This is a genomic window from Methylobacterium longum (assembly GCF_022179385.1).
Lineage (GTDB): Bacteria > Pseudomonadota > Alphaproteobacteria > Rhizobiales > Beijerinckiaceae > Methylobacterium > Methylobacterium longum.
Map to the genome: position 1 here is coordinate 1 of NZ_BPQS01000011.1, position 18,892 is coordinate 18,892.

At 72.0% G+C, this 18,892-nt stretch carries 17 protein-coding genes; 14 read left to right on the forward strand and 3 right to left on the reverse strand.

The annotated features are described in order from the left end of the window. The first annotated feature begins 488 nt into the window (after positions 1-488). The 5 genes from MFF58_RS12265 to MFF58_RS12285 all read left to right on the forward strand — a co-directional run bounded on the left by MFF58_RS12265 (position 489) and on the right by MFF58_RS12285 (position 6,384). Positions 489-1,073 carry a c-type cytochrome, methanol metabolism-related gene (locus MFF58_RS12265; protein WP_238287690.1) on the forward strand — a complete coding sequence of 195 codons (585 nt, stop codon included), beginning with the start codon at positions 489-491 and terminating at the stop codon, positions 1,071-1,073. Positions 1,074-1,236: 163 nt separating this feature from the next. Continuing rightward, entirely contained in the window at positions 1,237-2,457 is a 1,221-nt protein-coding gene (locus MFF58_RS12270; RefSeq protein ID WP_238287692.1) for an FIST signal transduction protein, read from the forward strand. Continuing rightward, positions 2,454-3,800 carry an ATP-binding response regulator gene (locus tag MFF58_RS12275; RefSeq protein ID WP_238287694.1) on the forward strand — a complete coding sequence of 449 codons (1,347 nt, stop codon included), beginning with the start codon at positions 2,454-2,456 and terminating at the stop codon, positions 3,798-3,800. The genes MFF58_RS12270 and MFF58_RS12275 overlap by 4 nt, the downstream gene beginning before the upstream one ends. A gap of 314 nt (positions 3,801-4,114) precedes the next feature. Then, on the forward strand, positions 4,115-5,518 hold the full coding sequence (locus tag MFF58_RS12280; RefSeq protein WP_238287695.1) for an MFS transporter: 1,404 nt from the start codon (positions 4,115-4,117) through the stop codon (positions 5,516-5,518). A 68-nt stretch (positions 5,519-5,586) separates the two neighbouring features. Beyond that, positions 5,587-6,384: an SDR family NAD(P)-dependent oxidoreductase gene (locus tag MFF58_RS12285; protein WP_238287696.1), complete on the forward strand. Its 798-nt coding sequence runs from the start codon at positions 5,587-5,589 to the stop codon at positions 6,382-6,384. 317 nt (positions 6,385-6,701) lie between these two features. Here the strand turns inward: MFF58_RS12285 and MFF58_RS12290 are convergent, their stop codons facing one another. Continuing rightward, on the reverse strand, positions 6,702-7,064 hold the full coding sequence (locus tag MFF58_RS12290; protein WP_238287697.1) for an SWIB/MDM2 domain-containing protein: 363 nt from the start codon (positions 7,062-7,064) through the stop codon (positions 6,702-6,704). A 243-nt stretch (positions 7,065-7,307) separates the two neighbouring features. Here MFF58_RS12290 and MFF58_RS32260 point away from each other — a divergent pair, with 243 nt between their 5' ends. From MFF58_RS32260 to MFF58_RS12300, 3 genes are all read left to right on the forward strand, one after another. Further along, positions 7,308-7,430 (forward strand): hypothetical protein, encoded by a 123-nt coding sequence (locus MFF58_RS32260; protein WP_279603239.1) that lies wholly within the window; start codon positions 7,308-7,310, stop codon positions 7,428-7,430. 61 nt (positions 7,431-7,491) lie between these two features. Continuing rightward, on the forward strand, positions 7,492-7,977 hold the full coding sequence (locus MFF58_RS12295; RefSeq protein ID WP_238287915.1) for a DUF2721 domain-containing protein: 486 nt from the start codon (positions 7,492-7,494) through the stop codon (positions 7,975-7,977). Positions 7,978-8,116: 139 nt separating this feature from the next. Beyond that, positions 8,117-8,551, forward strand: a complete 435-nt coding sequence (locus tag MFF58_RS12300) for a PRC-barrel domain-containing protein (protein ID WP_238287699.1) — start codon at positions 8,117-8,119, stop codon at positions 8,549-8,551. A 30-nt stretch (positions 8,552-8,581) separates the two neighbouring features. Here the strand turns inward: MFF58_RS12300 and MFF58_RS12305 are convergent, their stop codons facing one another. Continuing rightward, the gene (locus MFF58_RS12305; RefSeq protein ID WP_238287700.1) at positions 8,582-8,989 is read right to left on the reverse strand and encodes a hypothetical protein; all 408 of its coding nucleotides are present in this window, start codon (positions 8,987-8,989) and stop codon (positions 8,582-8,584) included. 313 nt (positions 8,990-9,302) lie between these two features. On the opposite strand from MFF58_RS12305, the gene MFF58_RS12310 reads away from it, so the two are divergent. From MFF58_RS12310 to MFF58_RS12335, 6 genes are all read left to right on the forward strand, one after another. Then, positions 9,303-10,052 (forward strand): PRC-barrel domain-containing protein, encoded by a 750-nt coding sequence (locus tag MFF58_RS12310; protein ID WP_238287931.1) that lies wholly within the window; start codon positions 9,303-9,305, stop codon positions 10,050-10,052. Then, positions 10,049-11,431: an MFS transporter gene (locus MFF58_RS12315; protein WP_238287702.1), complete on the forward strand. Its 1,383-nt coding sequence runs from the start codon at positions 10,049-10,051 to the stop codon at positions 11,429-11,431. Before MFF58_RS12310 ends, MFF58_RS12315 begins: the two co-directional genes overlap by 4 nt. A gap of 203 nt (positions 11,432-11,634) precedes the next feature. Beyond that, a complete protein-coding gene (locus MFF58_RS12320) occupies positions 11,635-13,404 on the forward strand; it encodes an ABC transporter ATP-binding protein (protein WP_238287704.1) in 1,770 nt (589 codons plus the stop codon). A 260-nt stretch (positions 13,405-13,664) separates the two neighbouring features. Continuing rightward, positions 13,665-14,594, forward strand: coding sequence for a glutaminase (locus MFF58_RS12325; protein ID WP_238287933.1), 930 nt, complete (start codon positions 13,665-13,667; stop codon positions 14,592-14,594). A gap of 100 nt (positions 14,595-14,694) precedes the next feature. Further along, a complete protein-coding gene (locus tag MFF58_RS12330; protein WP_238287705.1) occupies positions 14,695-16,092 on the forward strand; it encodes an MFS transporter in 1,398 nt (465 codons plus the stop codon). Positions 16,093-16,850: 758 nt separating this feature from the next. Continuing rightward, positions 16,851-17,864 carry an adenosine kinase gene (locus MFF58_RS12335; protein ID WP_238287707.1) on the forward strand — a complete coding sequence of 338 codons (1,014 nt, stop codon included), beginning with the start codon at positions 16,851-16,853 and terminating at the stop codon, positions 17,862-17,864. A gap of 4 nt (positions 17,865-17,868) precedes the next feature. Here MFF58_RS12335 and MFF58_RS12340 read toward each other — a convergent pair whose 3' ends face one another. Beyond that, on the reverse strand, positions 17,869-18,840 hold the full coding sequence (locus MFF58_RS12340) for an NADPH:quinone oxidoreductase family protein (protein ID WP_238287711.1): 972 nt from the start codon (positions 18,838-18,840) through the stop codon (positions 17,869-17,871). Positions 18,841-18,892 lie beyond the last annotated feature (52 nt).

The window sequence follows — 18,892 nt, forward strand, 5'->3', positions numbered from 1 at the left end:
CGTGCACTCCGCCGCGTAAGCCTGGCAGAACGTCACCCAGGCGGCGAGCGGCTTGGCGTCCCCCTGAACCCGCGCACCCGCCTCCGTCGGAAGGCTCGCCAGCGTCTGTGCCTCGGCGCCGCCGGCGAAGCCGAGGGCCGCCAAAGCGAGGACGGCCACGGCGCGACGAGCGCGGGAGAGCCGACGCGATGCGGCACCGGAAACCAGTCCCTGCACCTTGGAAGCCGCGAACCGCATCGCCGTGACCCAACCGTTAAGCTCTCGTTAACGAAAGCTCTCACGCCGGAGGGCCGGCCGCAATGCGCCGATTAACAGAAGGTTAATGCTGTGCGCAACGCGGATAAGCCGTGGCGGCACTCGGGCCCGGCGGCACGCTGCGGCTCAGGCGCGGAAACGTGAACATCCTCCGCTGTGATCGATGCGGGCGCACCTCGTTATCCCCCCGTCGCGCCACCGACAAATGTCTGTGGGCGGCCGGAGGAACGCTCATGCGGTGCGCGGCAGAACCATTCGCCAAGATCGTGCTGGTCGGGATCACGGCGGGTCTACTCGGGGTGACCCCCGGGGCCGCCGCCACGCCGCCGACCCAGCCCTCCGCGACGGGCACGACGCCCGGAGATCTGAAGAGCGACGGCTCGACCCAGCCGGCCAAAGTGCAGGACGGTCAATATACGGATCAGAACGGCGATCCGACCTATCACGTCACCGACGCCGGCAAGAAGGTCGACTGGTACACGATGTCCGGCTACCTCCGGTACAGCGCCAACTGCATCGTCTGCCACGGTCCAGACGGGATGGGCTCGACCTACGCGCCCTCGCTGGTCGATGCCCTGAAGGGCATGAGCTACGCGCAGTTCGCCGGCATCGTCGTGGGCGGCAAGAAGGACGTGAACGCCGCGCAGGAACTGGTGATGCCCGCCTTCGGGGATAACCGGAACGTCATGTGCTACATGCCCGACATCTACACGTATCTGCGCGCCCGCGCCGAGGGAGCCCTCGGCCGCAACCGTCCGCCCGAGCACGAGCCCAAGCCGGCCGCCTTCGAGAAGGCCGAGGACGCCTGCATGAAGTGAGGCCGGCGAGGCCGGGTCCGCCTTCCGGCCCCTCGTTCCGGAGCCGCCCGCGAAGATCGGACCTCGGACGCCCGGTTGCACCGGTTGGTTGCGCACGACATACTCGCCTGAGGACACTGAAGAGCGAGCGCCAAGCCCGCCGAGGGGGTCGTCAGGGGGAAACGTGGCTCAGGGATCGGGAGTGTGCCGCCATCTGTGCGGCATCCGGACGGCCTGGACGGAGGCGGCCTCGGCCGTCGACGCGGTGTCGGATGTCGCGGAGGCCGTCGCCGACGCCGCCCTGTCGCAGATCGTCGTGTTCTTCTCCGCCGATTACGACGCCGAGATCCTCGCGCACGCGCTGGAGAGCCGCTTCCCCGGCGTGCCGGTGGCCGGCTGCTCGATGTCCGGCGGCATCGCGCCCGCCGGCGGTCTCGACCGCGGCCTCGTCGCCATCGCGTTCCCGGCGGAGCGGTTCCGCATCGTCTCCACCGTGCTGGATGCCATCGATCATCTCGACGTGGAGCGGACCGCCTCGGCGGTGCGGGCGCTGCGCCGGACCCTCGACCCGTCCGACCGGGGTCGCGACGGCGAGCCCACCGTCGCGGGGCGCCGCTTCGCCCTGTCCCTGATCGACGGGCTCGCCAACGCCGAGGAGACGGTGGTCTCCGCCATCGCCTGGGCGCTCGACGGCATCCCGATCGTCGGCGGCTCGGCCGGCGACGACCTTCGCTTCCGGGACGCGGTGCTGCTCCACGGCGGCCGGATCCACCGCAAGGCGGCGGTCCTGATCCTCGTCGAGACCGACTTTTCCGTGGAAATCTTCAAGAGCGACAATTTCGAGCCGACGCAGACGAAGTTCGTGGTCACCGCCTCGGACGGCGAGCGCCGCACCGTGCACGAACTCAACGCCGAGCCGGCGGCGCGGGAATACGCGATGGCGATCGGCCTCGATCCCGAAGGCCTGTCGCCGATGAGCTTCGCCGCCTACCCGCTGGCCGTGAAGGTCGGCGGCGAGTATTTCTGCCGCTCGATCCGCCGGATGAACGAGGACGGGTCGCTCAGCTTCTTCTGCGCGGTGGACGAGGGCGTCGTGCTCACGCTGGCCGAGCCTCAGGACATCGTGGCCTCCACGCGGACCGAGCTGGCGCGCCTCGACGCGGCGCTGGGCGGCGTCGATCTGATCATCGGCTTCGAGTGCGTGCTGCGCCGCCTCGACGCCGAGAGCCGGCAGGTCCGCCACGGCATCGCCGACCTCTACCGCCGCTACAACGTCGTCGGCTTCGAGACCTTCGGCGAGCAGTATCGGGCGATGCACCTGAACCAGACCTTCACGGGCATCGCCATCGGCAAGACCCTGGCGGAGGAGGCGCCGGGCCCGGCCCCGGCTCCGGCCGTGTCGTGACCGTACACCCGAACGGCCTCGAGACCGACGCGTCGCTGCATCGACGGATCGAGAAGCTCGAGCGCATCAATGCCGCGCTGATGTCCCATGTCGAGCGCACCATGGACCAGCGGGGCAGCGCCTACTCGCTGTTCCAGACCGCCATCATGCTGGAAGGCCGGGTTCGCACCCGTACCGAGGAGCTGACCGGGCTCATGCACCGGCTTGAGCGCTCCAACGCGGCGCTCGCGGTCGCCAAGGAGGAGGCCGAGACCGCCAACCGCTCGAAGACCCGGTTCCTGGCGGCGGCGAGCCACGACCTGCTCCAGCCGGTGAATGCCGCCCGCCTTTCGATCTCGGCGATGGCCGATCTCGACGTGCCGCCGGAGGCGCGCGCGATCGCCGGTCAGGTCGAGCGCGGCCTGCAGACCATCGAGGACCTGATCAAGACGCTGCTCGACATCTCCAAGCTCGACGCCGGCGTGGTCCGGCCGCAGCTGCAGCCGACGTTCCTGCCCGGCCTACTCGCGGAGCTGGCGGAGAGCTTCAAGCCGTTCGCCGAGCGCAAGGGCCTGCGGCTCTCCGTGCGCTGTCCGGACGTGACCGTCACCACCGACGGGGTGCTCCTGCAACGCATCCTGCAGAACCTCGTCTCGAACGCGGTCCGGTACACGCGCGCGGGCGGGATCATCCTGGCGGCGCGGCGCCGGGGCGGCGGCGTCCGCGTGGAGGTGACCGATACCGGCTGCGGCATCGCCGCCGAGGACCGGGAGCTCGTCTTCGACGAGTTCTTCCGCGGCACGGCGCTCGCCTGCACGGGGGAGGAGCCGGGCCTCGGCCTCGGTCTGTCCATCGTCCGCCGCATGGCGCAGGCGCTCGATCATCCCCTGACCCTCGCCTCGCGGCCGGGCCACGGCACGCGGGTCACCCTGGCGCTGCCCGTGAGCGCAATCCCGGCCGCGGCGGCACCACCGGCCCCAGTGGCGACGCGGCTGTCGGGGGCGCATGTCGTGGTGGTCGAGAACGACGCCTCCACGGCGGACGCCCTGGCGCGCCTCCTGCAGAACTGGGACGCCCGGGTCTCGACCTTCCGGGATGTGGCGGGCGTGCGCGCCGCCGTGGAGGCGGGCCTCTCGGCGCCGGACATCCTGGTGCTCGACTACCATCTGGACGACGGCGCCTGCGGGCTCGACGTGGCCGCCTATCTCCGGGCGGGACGGACCACGCCGCTCCCGGCGATCGTCACCACGGCCGACCACACCGACGACGTCGAGGAGCGGGTGACGGCGGCCGGCGCCGAACTCGTGCGCAAGCCGATCAAGCCGGCGCAGCTCCGCTCGCTGCTGACCTACCTGCTGGCGTGACGGGCGTCCCCTGAAGGGGGCCGACAGGGGGGGCTCCGGAGCCGCTGCCCGGCGCTCCGCGCGCGGGTTCCCGGATCAGCCCCCGGGGCACCGCGGTGCCGGGAACCCGGCGCGGACCTCGTCGGGGGCCGCCCCGTTTCCAGCCCCGGCTCCGCACCGCGGGCAAATCCGTCCGCGCCGTGACATAGGACACATCGCGACCCTCGACGGGCCGCGCCGCCTGCGCGACAGGGAACGGCATCCGCGGCGCACCCGCGCCCGGATCACCCCAGCCATCGACGTCGCCGGCCGGGACGCCGCAGGAGCGCGCGAGCATGGCGCAGGTTCCGCACGGTCCCGGCGGCGCCACGCGGGACAGCTCCAGTGACGGCCTGCCGCCCCGCGAGCGCGTGCTGGCCATGGCGGCGATCGCGCTGGCCATGACCATGGCGGTCCTCGACGGGGCGATCGTCAACGTGGCGCTGCCCGTGATGGCCAAGGACCTCGCGGTCAAGCCCGCCGACGCGATCTTCGTGGTCAACGCCTATCAGGTCGCGGTGACGGCGAGCCTGCTGCCCTTCGCGGCGCTCGGCGACATCTTCGGCTTCCGGAAGGTCTACCTGCCGGGGCTGGCGGTGTTCGTCGCCGCCTCCTTCGCCTGCGCGGTCGCGCCGAGCCTGCCCCTCCTCATCGCGGCCCGCATCGTCCAGGGGCTCGGCGGCGCCGCGATCATGAGCGTCAACATCGGGTTCGTGCGCTTCATCTATCCGCATCGGATGATCGGCCAGGGCGTGGCCAACGTCGCGCTGGTGGTGGCCGTCGCCTCGGCCGCCGGCCCGACGGTGGCGGCCGCGATCCTCTCGGTGGCGACCTGGCCCTGGCTGTTCCTGGTCAACATCCCGGTGGGCCTGCTGGCCCTGGCGGTCGCCTCCCGCACCCTGCCGGCCACGCCGGCCAGCGGCCGGCCCTTCGACCTCGTGAGCGCCGCGCTCAACGCGCTGACCTTCGGCCTGCTGATCATCGGCATCGACGGTCTGGGCGACCCGGACCGACAGCGGATCGCCGTCGCCGAACTCGTCGGCGCCCTGGTGATCGGCGCGGTCTTCGTCCGCCGCCAGATGCGGCTGCCGGCGCCGCTCCTGCCGGTGGACCTGCTGCGGATTCCGGCCTTCGCCCTCTCGATGGCGACCTCGGTCGCGTCGTTCTGCGCCCAGATGGTCTCCTACGTGACGCTGCCGTTCTACTTCCAGGACGTGCTGCACCTCTCCAGCACGCAGACCGGCTTCCTCCTCACCCCCTGGCCGATCGCGGTGGCCGTGATGGCCCCGATCTCCGGACGCCTCGCCGACCGCTACCCGCCGGGCATCCTCGGCGGGATCGGGCTGGCGATGATGGCCGCCGGCCTCGTCGGCGTGACCCTCCTGCCTGCGGCCCCCGGCACCCTCGACATCGCCTGGCGCCTGACCCTGTGCGGCCTCGGCTTCGGCCTGTTCCAGTCCCCCAACAACAAGGTGATCGTCACCTCGGCGCCCCGCGAGCGCGCCGGCGGGGCGAGCGGGATGCAGTCGACGGCGCGGCTCACCGGCCAGTCGCTCGGCGCGGCCCTGGTGGCGGTGATCTTCGGCCTGACGCACGGCCTCGGACCCGAGCGTCCCGTGACCCTCTCGCTGTCCTGCGCCGTCGCCCTCGCGATCATCGGCGGCTGCGCCAGCGTTCTGCGGCGGAGTCGAAGCGGCTAGACGGCCGCGGCCTGCCACCGACCGGGCCCGCAGGCGTTGACGCCTCGGTTCAAGTGCTGGAGAGCCCCATGGATCTCGACCTCACCGGCCGGAAGGCCCTCGTCACCGGTTCGACCGCCGGCATCGGCTACGCCATCGCCAAGGAACTCTGCGATCTCGGCGCCGAGGTCGGCATCAACGGCCGCTCGCCGGAGCGGGTCGAGGCGGCGCTGGCGAGGCTGCGGGGCGAGGCCAAGGCCGGCCGCGCCTTCGCGGCGCCGGCCGACGTCGCCACCGCTGAGGGCGCCGCCGCCCTGGTCCAGGCCCTGCCGGCGGTGGACATCCTCGTCAACAACACCGGGATCTTCGAGCCGAAGCCGTTCTTCGAGATCCCGGACGCGGACTGGCAGCGCTTCTTCGACGTCAACGTGATGAGCGGCGTGCGCCTGTCCCGCGCCTACGCGGCCGGCATGGCGGAGCGCGGCTGGGGCCGGGTGATCTTCATCTCCAGCGAGTCGGGCATCAACACCCCGACCGAGATGATCCATTACGGGATGACCAAGACCGCGCAGCTCGCGATCTCACGCGGCCTCGCCCAGACCGTGGCCGGCTCCGGCGTCACCGTGAACAGCGTGCTGCCCGGCCCGACCCTCTCGGAGGGCGTGGCGGAATTCATGAAGCAGATGGCCGGCGGCAAGGCCGACGCCGACCTCGACGCCATGGGCCGCGCCTTCGTCGCCGAGCACCGCCCGTCCTCGCTGATCCGTCGGCTCGCGCACGTGGAGGAGGTGGCGAACCTCGTCGCCTACCTGTGCAGCCCGGCGGCGAGCGCGACCACCGGCGCCGCGCTTCGGGTGGACGGCGGCGTCCTGCAGGGTCTCGCATAGGCCGGCGCGACGCCGACGGTCTCCGGATCGTCGGCGGAGGCCATCGCCCGCGGGGCGCGACCGGCCCCCTGCCGGCCCGGGTTTTCGGCCTCGACCGGTCTCGCACAGCGAAGCCCGAAATCCCGCGCCGCCGAGCCCACCCGATCGGGGCGGGCGGGCCCGCCGGATCCGGTGTCAGCATCCGCGGTAGGGGATTCCGGGCTCTCGCCTGTGGCGAACCCAGCAATCGGTGCCGATGGTCTGGTCCGACGGGTGGAGCGTGACCGTTCTAGAGCCGTCGGCCCGGACGAGGTCTCGGGCGCGGCTCTAGGATACGTTCAGGCCTTCAGGTGCGCGGCGAGATGCTTGTTCATCTCGAACATGGAGCACTTGTCCTTACCGAAGACCTTCTTGAGCTTGTCGTCGGCCACGATCTCGCGCTTGTTCTGCGGATTCTGAAGGTTGTTCTTCTTGATGTAATCCCAAACCTTGCTGACCACCTCGCCGCGCGCGAGCGGGCTGGTGCCGACGATGGCGCCGAGTTCGGCCGACGGCTTGAGCGGCTGCTGCAGGGCGTTCGGCTTCGTGCCGGCGGCCTTGGCAGCGGCGGGCTTCGCGGCCTTGGCCGGAGCGGCCTTCGCCTCAGGCTTGGTGGTGGTCTTGGCCGCCTTCGGTGCAGCCTTCTCGGTCTTCGTGGCCATAAACTTCCTCCGGTTCTCGGGCCGCAGGCCGGGGCATGATCGCCCCACGGCCGAGCCAGCATAGCAGCAACTAAGCGGTGATGCCGCCGTTCCAAGGGGAAATTGCCTTCGCGGGCCGCTCATCCACAAGGCACGCGCGGAAATCCACACTGGAAGCCGCCGACTCGCGCGGCCCGGAAGATTATTCATCAAATCCGCGAGCGCGAAACCTGCTCTTAACAATCCCGCGCCTGAAGTACAGTCATGTTTGCTCCAGCCCTCACGCTCGCGCTTCTGCTCGCCACCGGGCTCGTGGCGGCGCTCGGGTTCGGCATCCGCGCCGAGCCCGCCGCCCACGGCTCGGAACAGGGGCGCGGCCTCGTCTGAGACGGCCGCAATGGCCCCAGGGATTGCCCCAGTCCTCGCTCCGGTGCATCTGCCGGGCGGCATGACCGACCCGATCCTCCCCGCGACCCTCGAGAGCACGGCCCACGTCGTCCAGGTGGCGCTGAGCCCCGTGTTCCTGCTGTCCGGGATCGCCACGCTGCTCAACGTCTTCGGCACGCGCCTCGCCCGCGTAGCGGATCAGGCGGACCGCGTCACCGGCCTGCTGGCCGGCGCTGGGGATGCGGAGCGTCACCTCCTGGGCCGGCGGCTCGACCGGCTGTACCGGCGCTCGCTCGCCCTCGACGCCGCCGTGTTCCTGGCCGCCCTGGGCGGCGTCGCGACCTGCGGATCGGTGCTGACGCTGTTCGTCGGCGCCCTGCGCGACAGCACCGTGGCGACGCTGCTGTTCGGCCTGTTCGGTTCGGCGATCCTGTGCACGCTGTGCGCCCTCGTCGCCTTCGGCTTCGAGATGTTCCTGGCCAGCCGCTCGGTTCGCGACCGGATCAACCAGCGGCGCGCCAGCGCGGGCCTACCGACCGATCTCTGACCATCCGATCTCCGGGGCGGCCGACGTGCGGCCCGGCCGCGGAGCCGTGGCCGGCCTGCGGAACCTGCGTGCGCCGATCCGCTTAGTCCGCAGGGACTACGGGATGCGGCCCCGCCGCATCCGCGATTTGGGAGTGCGCATGCCGACGGACTTGCCCAACGAGCGCGCTGTGCGGAAACCCGGCAGCCTGGAACTGGATCCGACCGGACCCGGTGTCGCCATCGACGAGACCAGCCGGCTCATCGCGTCCAACAAGGTCGAGGGGACGGCCGTCTACGACAGCACGGGTCGCCACCTCGGCGCCGTCCACAATTTCATGGTGGACAAGATCTCGGGACAGGTCGCCTACGCGGTGCTGGCTTTCGGCGGCTTCCTGGGCCTCGGCGAGAACCATCACCCCCTGCCGTGGAAGGCCCTGACCTACAGCACGGAACTCGGCGGATACGTCATCGACATCGACCCGGCCGACCTCGCCGGCGCGCCCAACCATGGATCGGGCGAGGACGGGTTCACGGACCCGACCTACGGCGGACGGATCGAGGATTTCTACGGCGGGCGCGCCCCTACGGCGTGAACGGCCGCGCCCGCGCTCGATCGCCCCGGCTCAGAACTTCCCGCCGAGACCGACGCTGCCGCCCGGCGACAGCATCGGACCCATGGCACCGCCGCCGGCGCTGCCCCCGACCGCGCCGTTGCCGCCGTCAAGCTCGTCGCGCCGGATCCGCCGCTCACCCGCATCCGCGGTCCGGGTCCCGGCGCCGGCGCTCTTGGGAAGCGCCAGCTGCCGCGTCGGCGCGGTCTGAAGCGGCCGGCCTTCCGAGTCGACCCCGGCATTCTGGGGCTCGCGATTGGGAAGGGCGCCCCTCAGGGACGGCGGCAGCCCGACCTGCGTGTCCGGCATCACGCCGCCGCCGCCGCCGAGCGCCTGGCAACCCGCCACCAATCCGGCCAGGGCCGTGCCGAGCACGAGCCCGCGCGCCGCGGCGCTTCTCGAGGTGGGGTGGGTCGACATCGTTCAGTCCTCGCAGGGGGCCGCGGTGCCATCCGCAGCCCGTATCGGCTTTGCACCGCTTCCTACGCCGGGGTTGCGGCGAAAACCAGACGTTGTCGCAGCCGCCATGGGGACGCCGGCGCGGCGGTCCGGACCTTGCTGCCGGCCCGGTGGGGTCCATAACTTCGCCCAGGTCCTGCGTCACGACGGCTCACCGCGGGCGGGCTCCCGTCGCTGGCGGACCTGGAACCGGCCGATACGGTCGCGGTTGCGTCGGCGTGCCGGCCCGGCCCGGCCCTTCCTCAGAGGACGAAGCGTGTTCAGAACCAACCGGATGATCGCGGCCGTGACGCTCGCCCTCTGGGCGTCGGGAGCTGCGGCGCAGGTCCAGCCCGCCGGCGGCGACGGCGCGTCCGGCCAAGCTCAGCCGCAGGCCCCGGCCGCCGTGCCGGCTCCGAACACCCCGGCCACCCCGCCCGCCACCGCCAACGCACCGCCCGCGAGCCCGCCGCCCACGAGCCCGCCGCCCGCCAACCCGCCGCCGCCTTCGGCGACGCCTGCACCGCAGGCCCAGCAGCAGGGCACCCCGGCCACGGTGCTGGACACCCAGGATTACGAGAGCCTGCTCGGCCGCAGCGTGCGCAGCGCCGGCGGCGACGAACTCGGGCGGGTGATCGACATCATCATCGACAAGGACGGCCATCCCCGCGCCGCGATCATCGATTTCGGCGGGTTCCTCGGAGTCGGCACCCGCAAGATCGCCGTGGACTGGCGCGCGCTGCGCTTCTCGGCGGAGGGCGGCAAGGAGCGCAAGTTGTCCGTGGCGCTGACGCGCAACCAAGTCCGCGTCTCGCCGGAGTACAAGGCCGGCGAGCCGATCGTCGTTCTCGGTCCCGCGAGTCCGGCCGCCCCCGTCTCCGAGGGCGAACAGGCCGCGACGCCGGCCGCCGCGCCTCCTGCCGGCCCCCCCCTTCCCGGCACCGCACCCGCCGGCTCCTCCGCACCGCAGGCCGCCCCCGTCGGTGCGTCGCCCGCCGTCACGGCCCCGGCCGCGACACCGCCGGAGAAAGCGCCGGATAAATGACGGTGGCCCGATTGAAGGTCAGACCCGCCGCTTCCCCCCGCGAGCGCGAGGTGTCCCGGCAGGATCCCCGTACCCGCCCCCTCCGCCTGAAGGATCCGGCGGCCGAGCGCCCGCGCGAGCCTGCGCCGCCGGCCGGAACCGCGGCGCCGGGACGCGCCATCGCGGGGGCGAGCCGCTACGGGCTGGACGCCTTCGCGTTCTTCGTGGCCAACCTGCAGACCGGGTTCGGGCCCTTCCTGGCGGTCTACTTCTCGCAGGCCAAGTGGACGCAGTCCGACATCGGCTTCGCCCTCACGGTCGGAAGCCTCGTCGCGCTGCTCGGGCAGGTGCCCGGGGGCGCCTTCGTCGACGTGGTGCGCTCGAAGCGCTTCGCCGCCGCGGTGGCGGTGATCGGCATCTCGGGCAGCGCCTTCGCGCTGGCGGTCTGGCCGAGCTTCCTCGTCGTGCTCCTGGCGATGGCGGTCCACTCCGCGGCGAGCTGCGTGCTGACGCCGGCCATCGCGGCGATCAGCATCGGCCTCGTCGGGCGGGCCCGGGCGGGCGAGCGCCTCGGCCGCAACGCGAGCTTCGCGGCGGTCGGCAACGCGCTCGGCGCCGCCGGCATGGGCGCCATCGGCTATTACCTGTCGAACGGCGCCGTGTTCTACCTGACCGCGGCGCTCGTCGTGCCGACGATCATCGCGCTCGCCCGCATCCGCGCCCAGGACATCGACCCGGAGGTGTTCCGGGAAGCACCCGTGGCCGCCCCGTCCCTGGCCGCGCCGCCCGCCCCGGCCGGATCGGACGGAATCCGGGCGCTGCTGACCAACCGCGGGCTCCTGTGCTTCGCGGCCTGCATGGTGCTGTTCTTCCTGGCCAACGCCGCGATGCTGCCGCTGGTCGGCAGCGTCCTGACCCTGCGGGCGAGCGAGACCGCCACCGCGCTGGTCGCCGCCTGCATCATGGTCCCGCAGGCGGTCCTGGCCGTCAGCGCCCCGGCGGTCGGCCGGGCGGCCGAACGGTTCGGGCGCTACCCGGTCCTCCTGTTCGGCTTCGCGGCGCTCCCCGTCCGCGGCCTGCTGCTCGCCTACACCACCAACCCCTACGGCCTGGTCGGCATCCAGGTCCTCGACGGGATCTCGGCCTCGGTGCTCGGCGTGATGGTGCCGCTCGTCGTGTCCGATCTCACCCGCGGCACGGGACGCTTCAACCTCGCCCTCGGCGCGGTCGGCACCGCCATGGGCATCGGCGCCGCCCTCTCGACCTCGCTGGCGGGGATCATGGCCGACCGGCTCGGCAGCCACAGCGCCTTCCTGGGCCTCGCCGTGGTGGGCTTCCTGGCCTTCATGCTGGTCGCGCTGATCATGCCGGAGACGCGCCAGCCGCCATCGGCGGGCTGACGCGCCGCGGCACCGAATTCGCTTCATGTTTCCGCGCCGCTCAAGCGGCGTTCAGATTGTGCGGATAAAAGCGCAACGACGGTGCGGACCGGTGAAACATATGGCAACGCTCTCGCGTTGCCGCTGCGGGTCAGACTGCCCCCGCGCTGCACTCCGCCTCAGCCCGTAAGCCAAAGCCGCGCGAATACGGAATGGTCACCGCGATGGAAGAGCTGCATCGATACGCCGAGAGGCCCTTCGCCTTCGTCGGGCGCTATCTCCGCCGCCGCTGGCTGCCGCACCTGGTCATCCTGGTCTCGGTGCTGGGCGCCGTCGGCTTCTCGGTCTCGACCGATTACGCCCTGAAGGGGGTGGTCGACGCGCTGACCAAGGGCCCGGGCCCCGGCAACACCGTGATCTGGGGTGCGCTAGGGGTCCTGATCGCCTTCATCGCCGCCGACAACATGCTCTGGCGCGTGGCGGCGCTGACCGGCGCCTTCACCTTCGTGGGCATCACCGGCGACATCCGGCGGGACCTGTTCCGGCACCTGACCGGCCACTCGCCGACCTTCTTCTCGGACCGTCAGCCGGGTACGCTGGCCTCGCGCATCACGGCGACCTCGAACGCGATCTTCACGGTCGAGAACATGTTCGTGTTCAACGTGATGCCGCCGACGGTCGCGGCCTTCGGGTCGATCGCCTACATCGCCACCGTCAACCTCACCATGGCGGGGATCCTGGCGGGCGTCTTCGCCGCCGTCGTCATTCTGATGTTCAAGATGGCCTCGGCCGGCCGGCCCTTGCACCACGACTTCGCCGCCAAGGCCGCCTCCGTCGACGGCGAGATGGTCGACCTCGTCGGCAACATGTCCCTCGTGCGCGCCTTCTCGGCGTTCAAGCGCGAGGGCCAGCGCTTCGAGGGCACCATCGCCACCGAGATGCGGGCCCGGCGCTCGTCGCTGCTCTACCTCGAGAAGCTGCGCATCGTGCACGCGGTGCTCACCGTCCTGGCGGTCTTCGGCCTGCTCTACTGGGCGATCCAGATGTGGGAGGCCGGGCAGGCGACGAACGGTCAGGTCGTGCTGGTCTGCACCCTCGGCATCCGCATCCTCGCCGCCACCCGCGACCTTGCGGTGGCGCTGGTCGACGCCACGCAGCACACGGCCCGCCTGTCCGAGGCGCTCCACACCCTGCTCCAGCCGCACGATCTCGTGGACCATCCGGAGGCGAAGCCGCTGACCGGCCAGGGGGCCCGGATCGCCTTCGACCACGTCGCCTTCAGCTACCCGGACGGGCGCCCGGTCTTCACGGATTTCGACCTCGTGATCGAGCCGGGCCAGCGCGTCGGCCTCGTGGGCAAGTCGGGCGGCGGCAAGTCGACCCTGTTCTCGCTGATCCAGCGCTTCTACGACGTGCAGAGCGGGACGATCCGGATCAACGGTCAGGACATCGACCGGGTGACGCAGGAATCCCTGCGCGAGGCCATCACGGTGGTCCCGCAGGACGTGTCGATGTTCCACCGCAGCTTGCGCGAGAACATCCGCTACGGCCGGCCCGACGCCACCGACGAGGAGGTCTGGCAGGCGGCCGAAGCGGCCCACTGCACCGACTTCATCCAGGGCCTTCCGGAAGGGTTCGACACGATGGTCGGCGACCGGGGCGTCAAGCTCTCGGGCGGCCAGCGCCAGCGCATCGCCATCGCGCGGGCCATCCTCAAGAACTCGCCGATCCTGCTCCTCGACGAGGCGACCTCCGCGTTGGACGCCGAGTCGGAGCAGGCGATCCGGCACGCCCTGGCGAACCTCATGAAGGGCCGCACCGTCATCGCCATCGCGCACCGGTTGTCGACCCTGCAGGACTTCGACCGCATCGTCGTGCTGGAGGGCGGCCGCATCGCGCAGGACGGTTCGCCCGACAAGCTGACCCATCTCGACGGGTTCTTCCGGGAGCTGATGAAGAAGGAATCCATGGGCACGGCGCTCGCCGCCGCCTGACACGGCCTCCCTCAACGCCCTCCCGGTCCGCGCCGGCGCAGCGGGAGCATCCGGGGCGGCCTGACATCCGTACGCGCGGCGCGGCCGGGATTGCCGCGCGCCAGGACGGCGATGCCGCCCGGCCGGTACGGCGCCGGGCGAACCGGTTCTCTTGACCCGTCGGCGCTGCTAGATCACGCGGCGGCCGGACTGGACCTTGCATCACCCGAGACGTCGCCAACCGGTCCGGTTCCGACGCATCTCGACGCGTGAGCTTCACCGTGCCCGAACTCGCCCTCGTCATCCGGGAGATCTCCGAGGAGATGGCCCAGCGCTCCGACCGGGGCGCGGTCGCCGACTACATCCCCGAACTCGCCCGCGTCGACCCGAACCAGTTCGGGATCGCGGTGATCGACGCCGACGGCTGCGTCTTCGCGGGCGGCGACAGCGAGACGCCGTTCTCGATCCAGAGCGTCTCGAAGGTGTTCACGCTGACCCTGGCGCTCGGCATGGTCGGAGACCGGTTGTGGAAGCGGGTCGGGCGCGAGCCCTCGGGCAACCCGTTCAACTCGATCGTCCAGCTGGAGCGCGAGCGGGGCGTGCCGCGCAACCCGTTCATCAACGCGGGCGCCATCGCGGTCACCGACGTGATCCTCTCGGGTCACGAGCCGCGCGAGGCGCTGGGCGAGATCCTGCGCTTCCTGCAGTTTCTGGCCCAGGACGTGGGCATCGCCATCGACGAGACCGTGGCGGCTTCGGAGAAGCGCACGGGCTTCCGCAACACCGCGCTCGCCAACTACATGAAGTCCTTCGGTGTCATCGACAATCCGGTGGACTACATCCTCGGCGTCTACTTCCACCACTGTGCCATCGCGATGAACTGCCGCCAGCTCGCCACGGCCGGCCGCTTCCTCGCCCATAACGGCCGCAACCCCGCGACCGGCCACTCGGTGGTCTCGGCGGAGCGGGCGCGCCGCATCAACGCCATCATGCTGACCTGCGGCCACTACGACGGCTCGGGCGAGTTCGCCTACCGGGTCGGCCTGCCGGGCAAGAGCGGGGTCGGCGGCGGCATCCTGGCGGTAGCGCCCGGCCGGGCCTCGATCGCGGTCTGGTCTCCCGGCCTCGACGCCGCCGGCAATTCCCATCTCGGCCGCATCGCCCTGGAGCGGCTGACCCAGCGCATGGGCTGGTCGGTGTTCGGGGCGTGAGCCGCCCCGCCCGGGACCGGGCCGGGTGCCCTTGCCGGCTTGGCCGTTCCAGGGCAGTTGCGAGCGGGGGATCCGACATCTGAGTCCGGGGCGGGAGCGCATGGCGACGACGGAAGCGCGGGACGGCCTCGATCCCGGCCTCATTCTGGCGCGCCTCGACCGGCTGCCGCCGACCCGGGCGGTCTGGCGCCTCGTGATCCTCCTCGGCCTCGGCTTCTTCTTCGAACTCTACGACCTGCTGTTCACCGGCTACGTGGCGCCGGGCCTCGTCAAGGCCGGGATCCTCACGCCGACGACGCCCGGCCTGTTCGGCGCCAGCGGCGTCGCGAGCTTCGTGGCCGCCCTGTTCACCGGCCTGTTCATCGGCACCCTGCTGTGCGGCTGGCTCGCGGACCGTTTCGGGCGGCGGGCGATCTTCACGTGGTCGCTCCTGGCCTACACGGCGGCCAACGTCGTGATGGCCTGCCAGACCGAGGCCTTCGGCCTCAATCTCTGGCGGCTCGTCGCGGGGATCGGCCTCGGGCTGGAGATGGTGACGATCGGCAGCTACCTCTCGGAACTGGTGCCGAAGGCGGTCCGCGGCCGCGCCTTCGCCCTGTGCCAGGGCATCGGCTTCACCGCCGTGCCGGTGGTGGCGTTCCTGTCGTACCTGCTGATCCCGACAGCCCCGCTGGGCATCGACGGCTGGCGCTGGGTCGTGCTGATCGGAGCCTCGGCGGCCCTCGTGGTCTGGTGGCTGCGCGCGGGCCTGCCGGAAAGTCCGCGCTGGCTGGTGGAGCAGGGACGTCTCGCGGAGGCGGACGCGGTGCTGCGCCGTCTGGAGGCGCAGGTGGCGGCCGAATCCGGACGCCCGCTGCCGGCGCCCGCCGCGGCGGAGCCGGTCCAGCCGCGCAGCGCGTTCCGCGACCTCTGGGTGCCGCCGTTCCGGCGGCGGGCGCTGATGATGGCGGGCTTCAACGTGTTCCAGACCGTAGGCTTCTACGGTTTCGCCAACTGGGTCCCGACCCTTCTGGTGGCGCAGGGCATCACGGTCACGTCGAGCCTCGCCTACACGGCGCTGATCGCGCTCGCCGCCCCGGTCGGGCCGCTGCTCGGACTTGTCATCGCCGACCGGTTCGAGCGCAAGCACGTGATCGTGGCGGCCGCCTGCGTCTACATCGCCTGCGGGCTCACCTTCGCGCGGACGACGGAGGTCGGCGCCATCGTGGTCCTCGGCATCGGCCTGACGCTCGCCTCCAACGTGATGTCGTACAGCTTCCACGCCTATCAGGCCGAGCTGTTCCCCACCGGCATCCGGGCCCGGGCAGTGGGCTTCGTGTATTCCTGGAGCCGCTTCTCGGCGATCTTCACGGGGTTCATCATCGCCTTCGTGCTGCGTCAGGCCGGCACGCCGGGCGTGTTCCTGTTCATCTCAATGGCCATGCTGGCAGCGGGCCTCCTCGTCGGCCTCCTCGGCCCGCGCACGCGGAACGTGGCGCTGGAGACGATCGCCGGGTGAGCGTCCTCGCCGGCTCGGCGGCGGATCGCAGCGAGCGAGGGCGCGCCGGGCCCGGGGCGGCGCGCCATGGGGCTGCTGCGCCGCCCCCCGACGCCCCGACACCCGCACCGGCTCTCGCCCGCCCCCTGTCCGTGTCCGCATCGCGGCGTGGCCGCAGGGCCCAAAACGCGGATGAACGTCGACGCGGTCCTGGCCCCGGCCGGGGACCGGCGGGGATGCTTCGAGCCGGTCGACGGCGAGGTCTACGCGACGTCGACCGAGCGGGCCGTGCCCGCGCGGGCCAAGGCGCGGGGGAAGGCGTGGGGGGAAGGCGCGGGGAAAGGCGCGGGGGGAAGGCGCGGGGGAAGGACGCGGCTCGGACGGCCCCCACCGGGCGACCGCCCGCGCCGCGCTCGGCGGTCGCCTGACGGATCGCGATGCCGGCGAGGAGCCCGATCTCGTCATCGCCGCCGCGGTACGGTCACCGAGCGGGCGCGCGGACGATCCGGGTCGCAAGCCGACCCGCCGTTTCCGCCCCGCGGGCGTGAGGCGCGCCTTGATCGTGGATCCGGGGAAGCGTGCCCTCCTCCATCACCGCCGCGCGCGACGCCGCCTGATCGAGACCCGCATCGCGATCGAGGGCCGCCTCGATCGGATACCGCCCCGCCTGAGCTTGCCCGTGACCGGGCTGTTCGCCGATCCCCCGGCGGTCGGCGACGGAGCTTGATCCCGTTCGAGGCGGATGCCACAGCGGCGCGAACCCGAATCAGGACGCCCGCATGACCGCACCCCTCGATCTCCTCGTGCTCGGCAACGCCATCGTCGACGTGATCGCACGCACGGACGACGCCTTCCTGTCCACACAGGGCGTGACCAAGGGAGCGATGCAGCTCATCGACGAGCCGCGGGCCGAGTCCCTGTTCCAGGCCATGGGGCCGGCCACGATCGTCTCGGGCGGCTCGGGCGCCAACACGGCGGTGGGGGCGGCCCTGCTCGGAGCCCGGACGGGCTTCGTCGGCAAGGTCCGGGACGACGAGCTCGGCGGCCTGTTCAGCCACGACCTGAAGGCCACCGGGGTCGGCTTCACCGTCCCGGCCGCCGAGGAGGGCCCGGCCACCGCCCGCTGCTTCGTGCTGGTGACGCCGGACGGCGAGCGCACGATGAGCACCTATCTGGGGGCCTGCCAGGGGCTCTCGCCCGACGATGTCGACCAGGCGCTCGTGCGTTCGGCCAAGGTCGTCTACCTCGAGGGCTACCTCTGGGATCCGCCGGCCGCCAAGGACGCGTTCCGCAAGGCCGCCGAGATCGCCCATCAGGCCGGGAACGCCGTCGCGCTGACCCTGTCGGACGCGTTCTGCGTCGGCCGCTACCGGGACGAATTCCTGGGCCTCGTGCGCGACGGCAGCGTCGATATCCTGTTCGCCAACATGGGCGAACTCCAGAGCCTCTACCAGACGGACGATCCCGAGGCCGCCGTGGCCGCGCTCCGCGACGAGCGCAACGCCCGCGGCCGGCACCTTCTCGGGCTCGTCACGCGCTCGGCCGACGGTGCCTTGGTGGTGCAAGGTGGCGAGATCCGCGCCGTCGAGGCCAGCCCGGTGCGGGACGTGGTGGACACGACCGGCGCCGGCGACCTGTTCGCGGCCGGCTTCCTGGCCGGCCACGCTCGCGGCCTCGACAACGTCACGAGCGCCCGCCTCGGCACGCTCGCGGCCGCCGAGGTGATCCAGCACATCGGCGCCCGCCCCCAGGCGGACCTCGTCGGCCTCGCCAAGGCGCGCGGGCTGCTCTGAGGCTTCAGGGCCGGAGCAGCACCTTCCCGACCGCGGCCCGGCGGGTCAGCAGGCCGAAGGCTTCCGGAAACTCCGCCAGGGGGTAGACGCCGTGGACCTGCGCGGTGAGCTTGCCCTCGGCGACCCAGCCGAGGAGCCGGCGCTGGTCCGCCTGATGGGCCGCGGGTTCGCGGTCCAGGAAGGCGCCCCAGTGGACGCCCTGCACGTCGAGTTCCTTGAGGAGAATCAGGTTCAGCGGCAGCCGCGGGATGGCGCCGGCCGCGAAGCCGATGACGAGGTAACGTCCGCGCCAGCCGAGCGCCCGCAGGGCCGGTTCCGCGTAGGCGTCGCCCACCGCGTCGTAGACCACGTCGACACCGCCGCCGCTGACCTGGCGCAACGCGTCCTTGAGGGTCGCCGGGTCGTAGACCAGCGTCGCCTCGGCCCCGTGGGCGCGGGCAACCGCAAGCTTCTCCTCCGAGGAGGCGCAGGCGATCACCCGGGCGCCCATCAGCCGCCCGAGCTCCACCGCGGCGAGGCCGACGCCCCCGGAGGCCCCCAGGACGGCCATCCACTCGCCGGGCCGCAGACGCGCCCGGTTGGCCAGGGCGTGGAGCGAGGTGCCGTACGTGATGGTGAGCCCGGCGGCCTGCTCGTCCGGCACACCGTCCGGCACCGGGGTGAGCTTGGCGGCATCGATGGCGATGCGCTCGGCGCAGCAGCCGTGTCCGGCATGGACGATGACCCGGTCGCCCACGGCGACGCCCGAGGCCCCCTCCCCCAGCGCCTCGACCACGCCGACGCCCTCGCCGCCGGGCGAGAACGGCAACGGGGGCTTCACTTGGTAGCGCCCGGCGACGATCAGCGTGTCGAAGAAATTAAGCGCCGCCAGCCGTATCCGCACCAGGGCCTGGCCGGGCCCCGGAACCGGGTCCGGGCGCTCCACGACCTCCAGATGCTCAGGCCCCTCGAGCCTCGTGCACAGCAGCGCCCGCATCGCGTCGGTCCTCCGGTTGTCCGTGCCGATGAGGCCCGAACCGGTCCGGCGG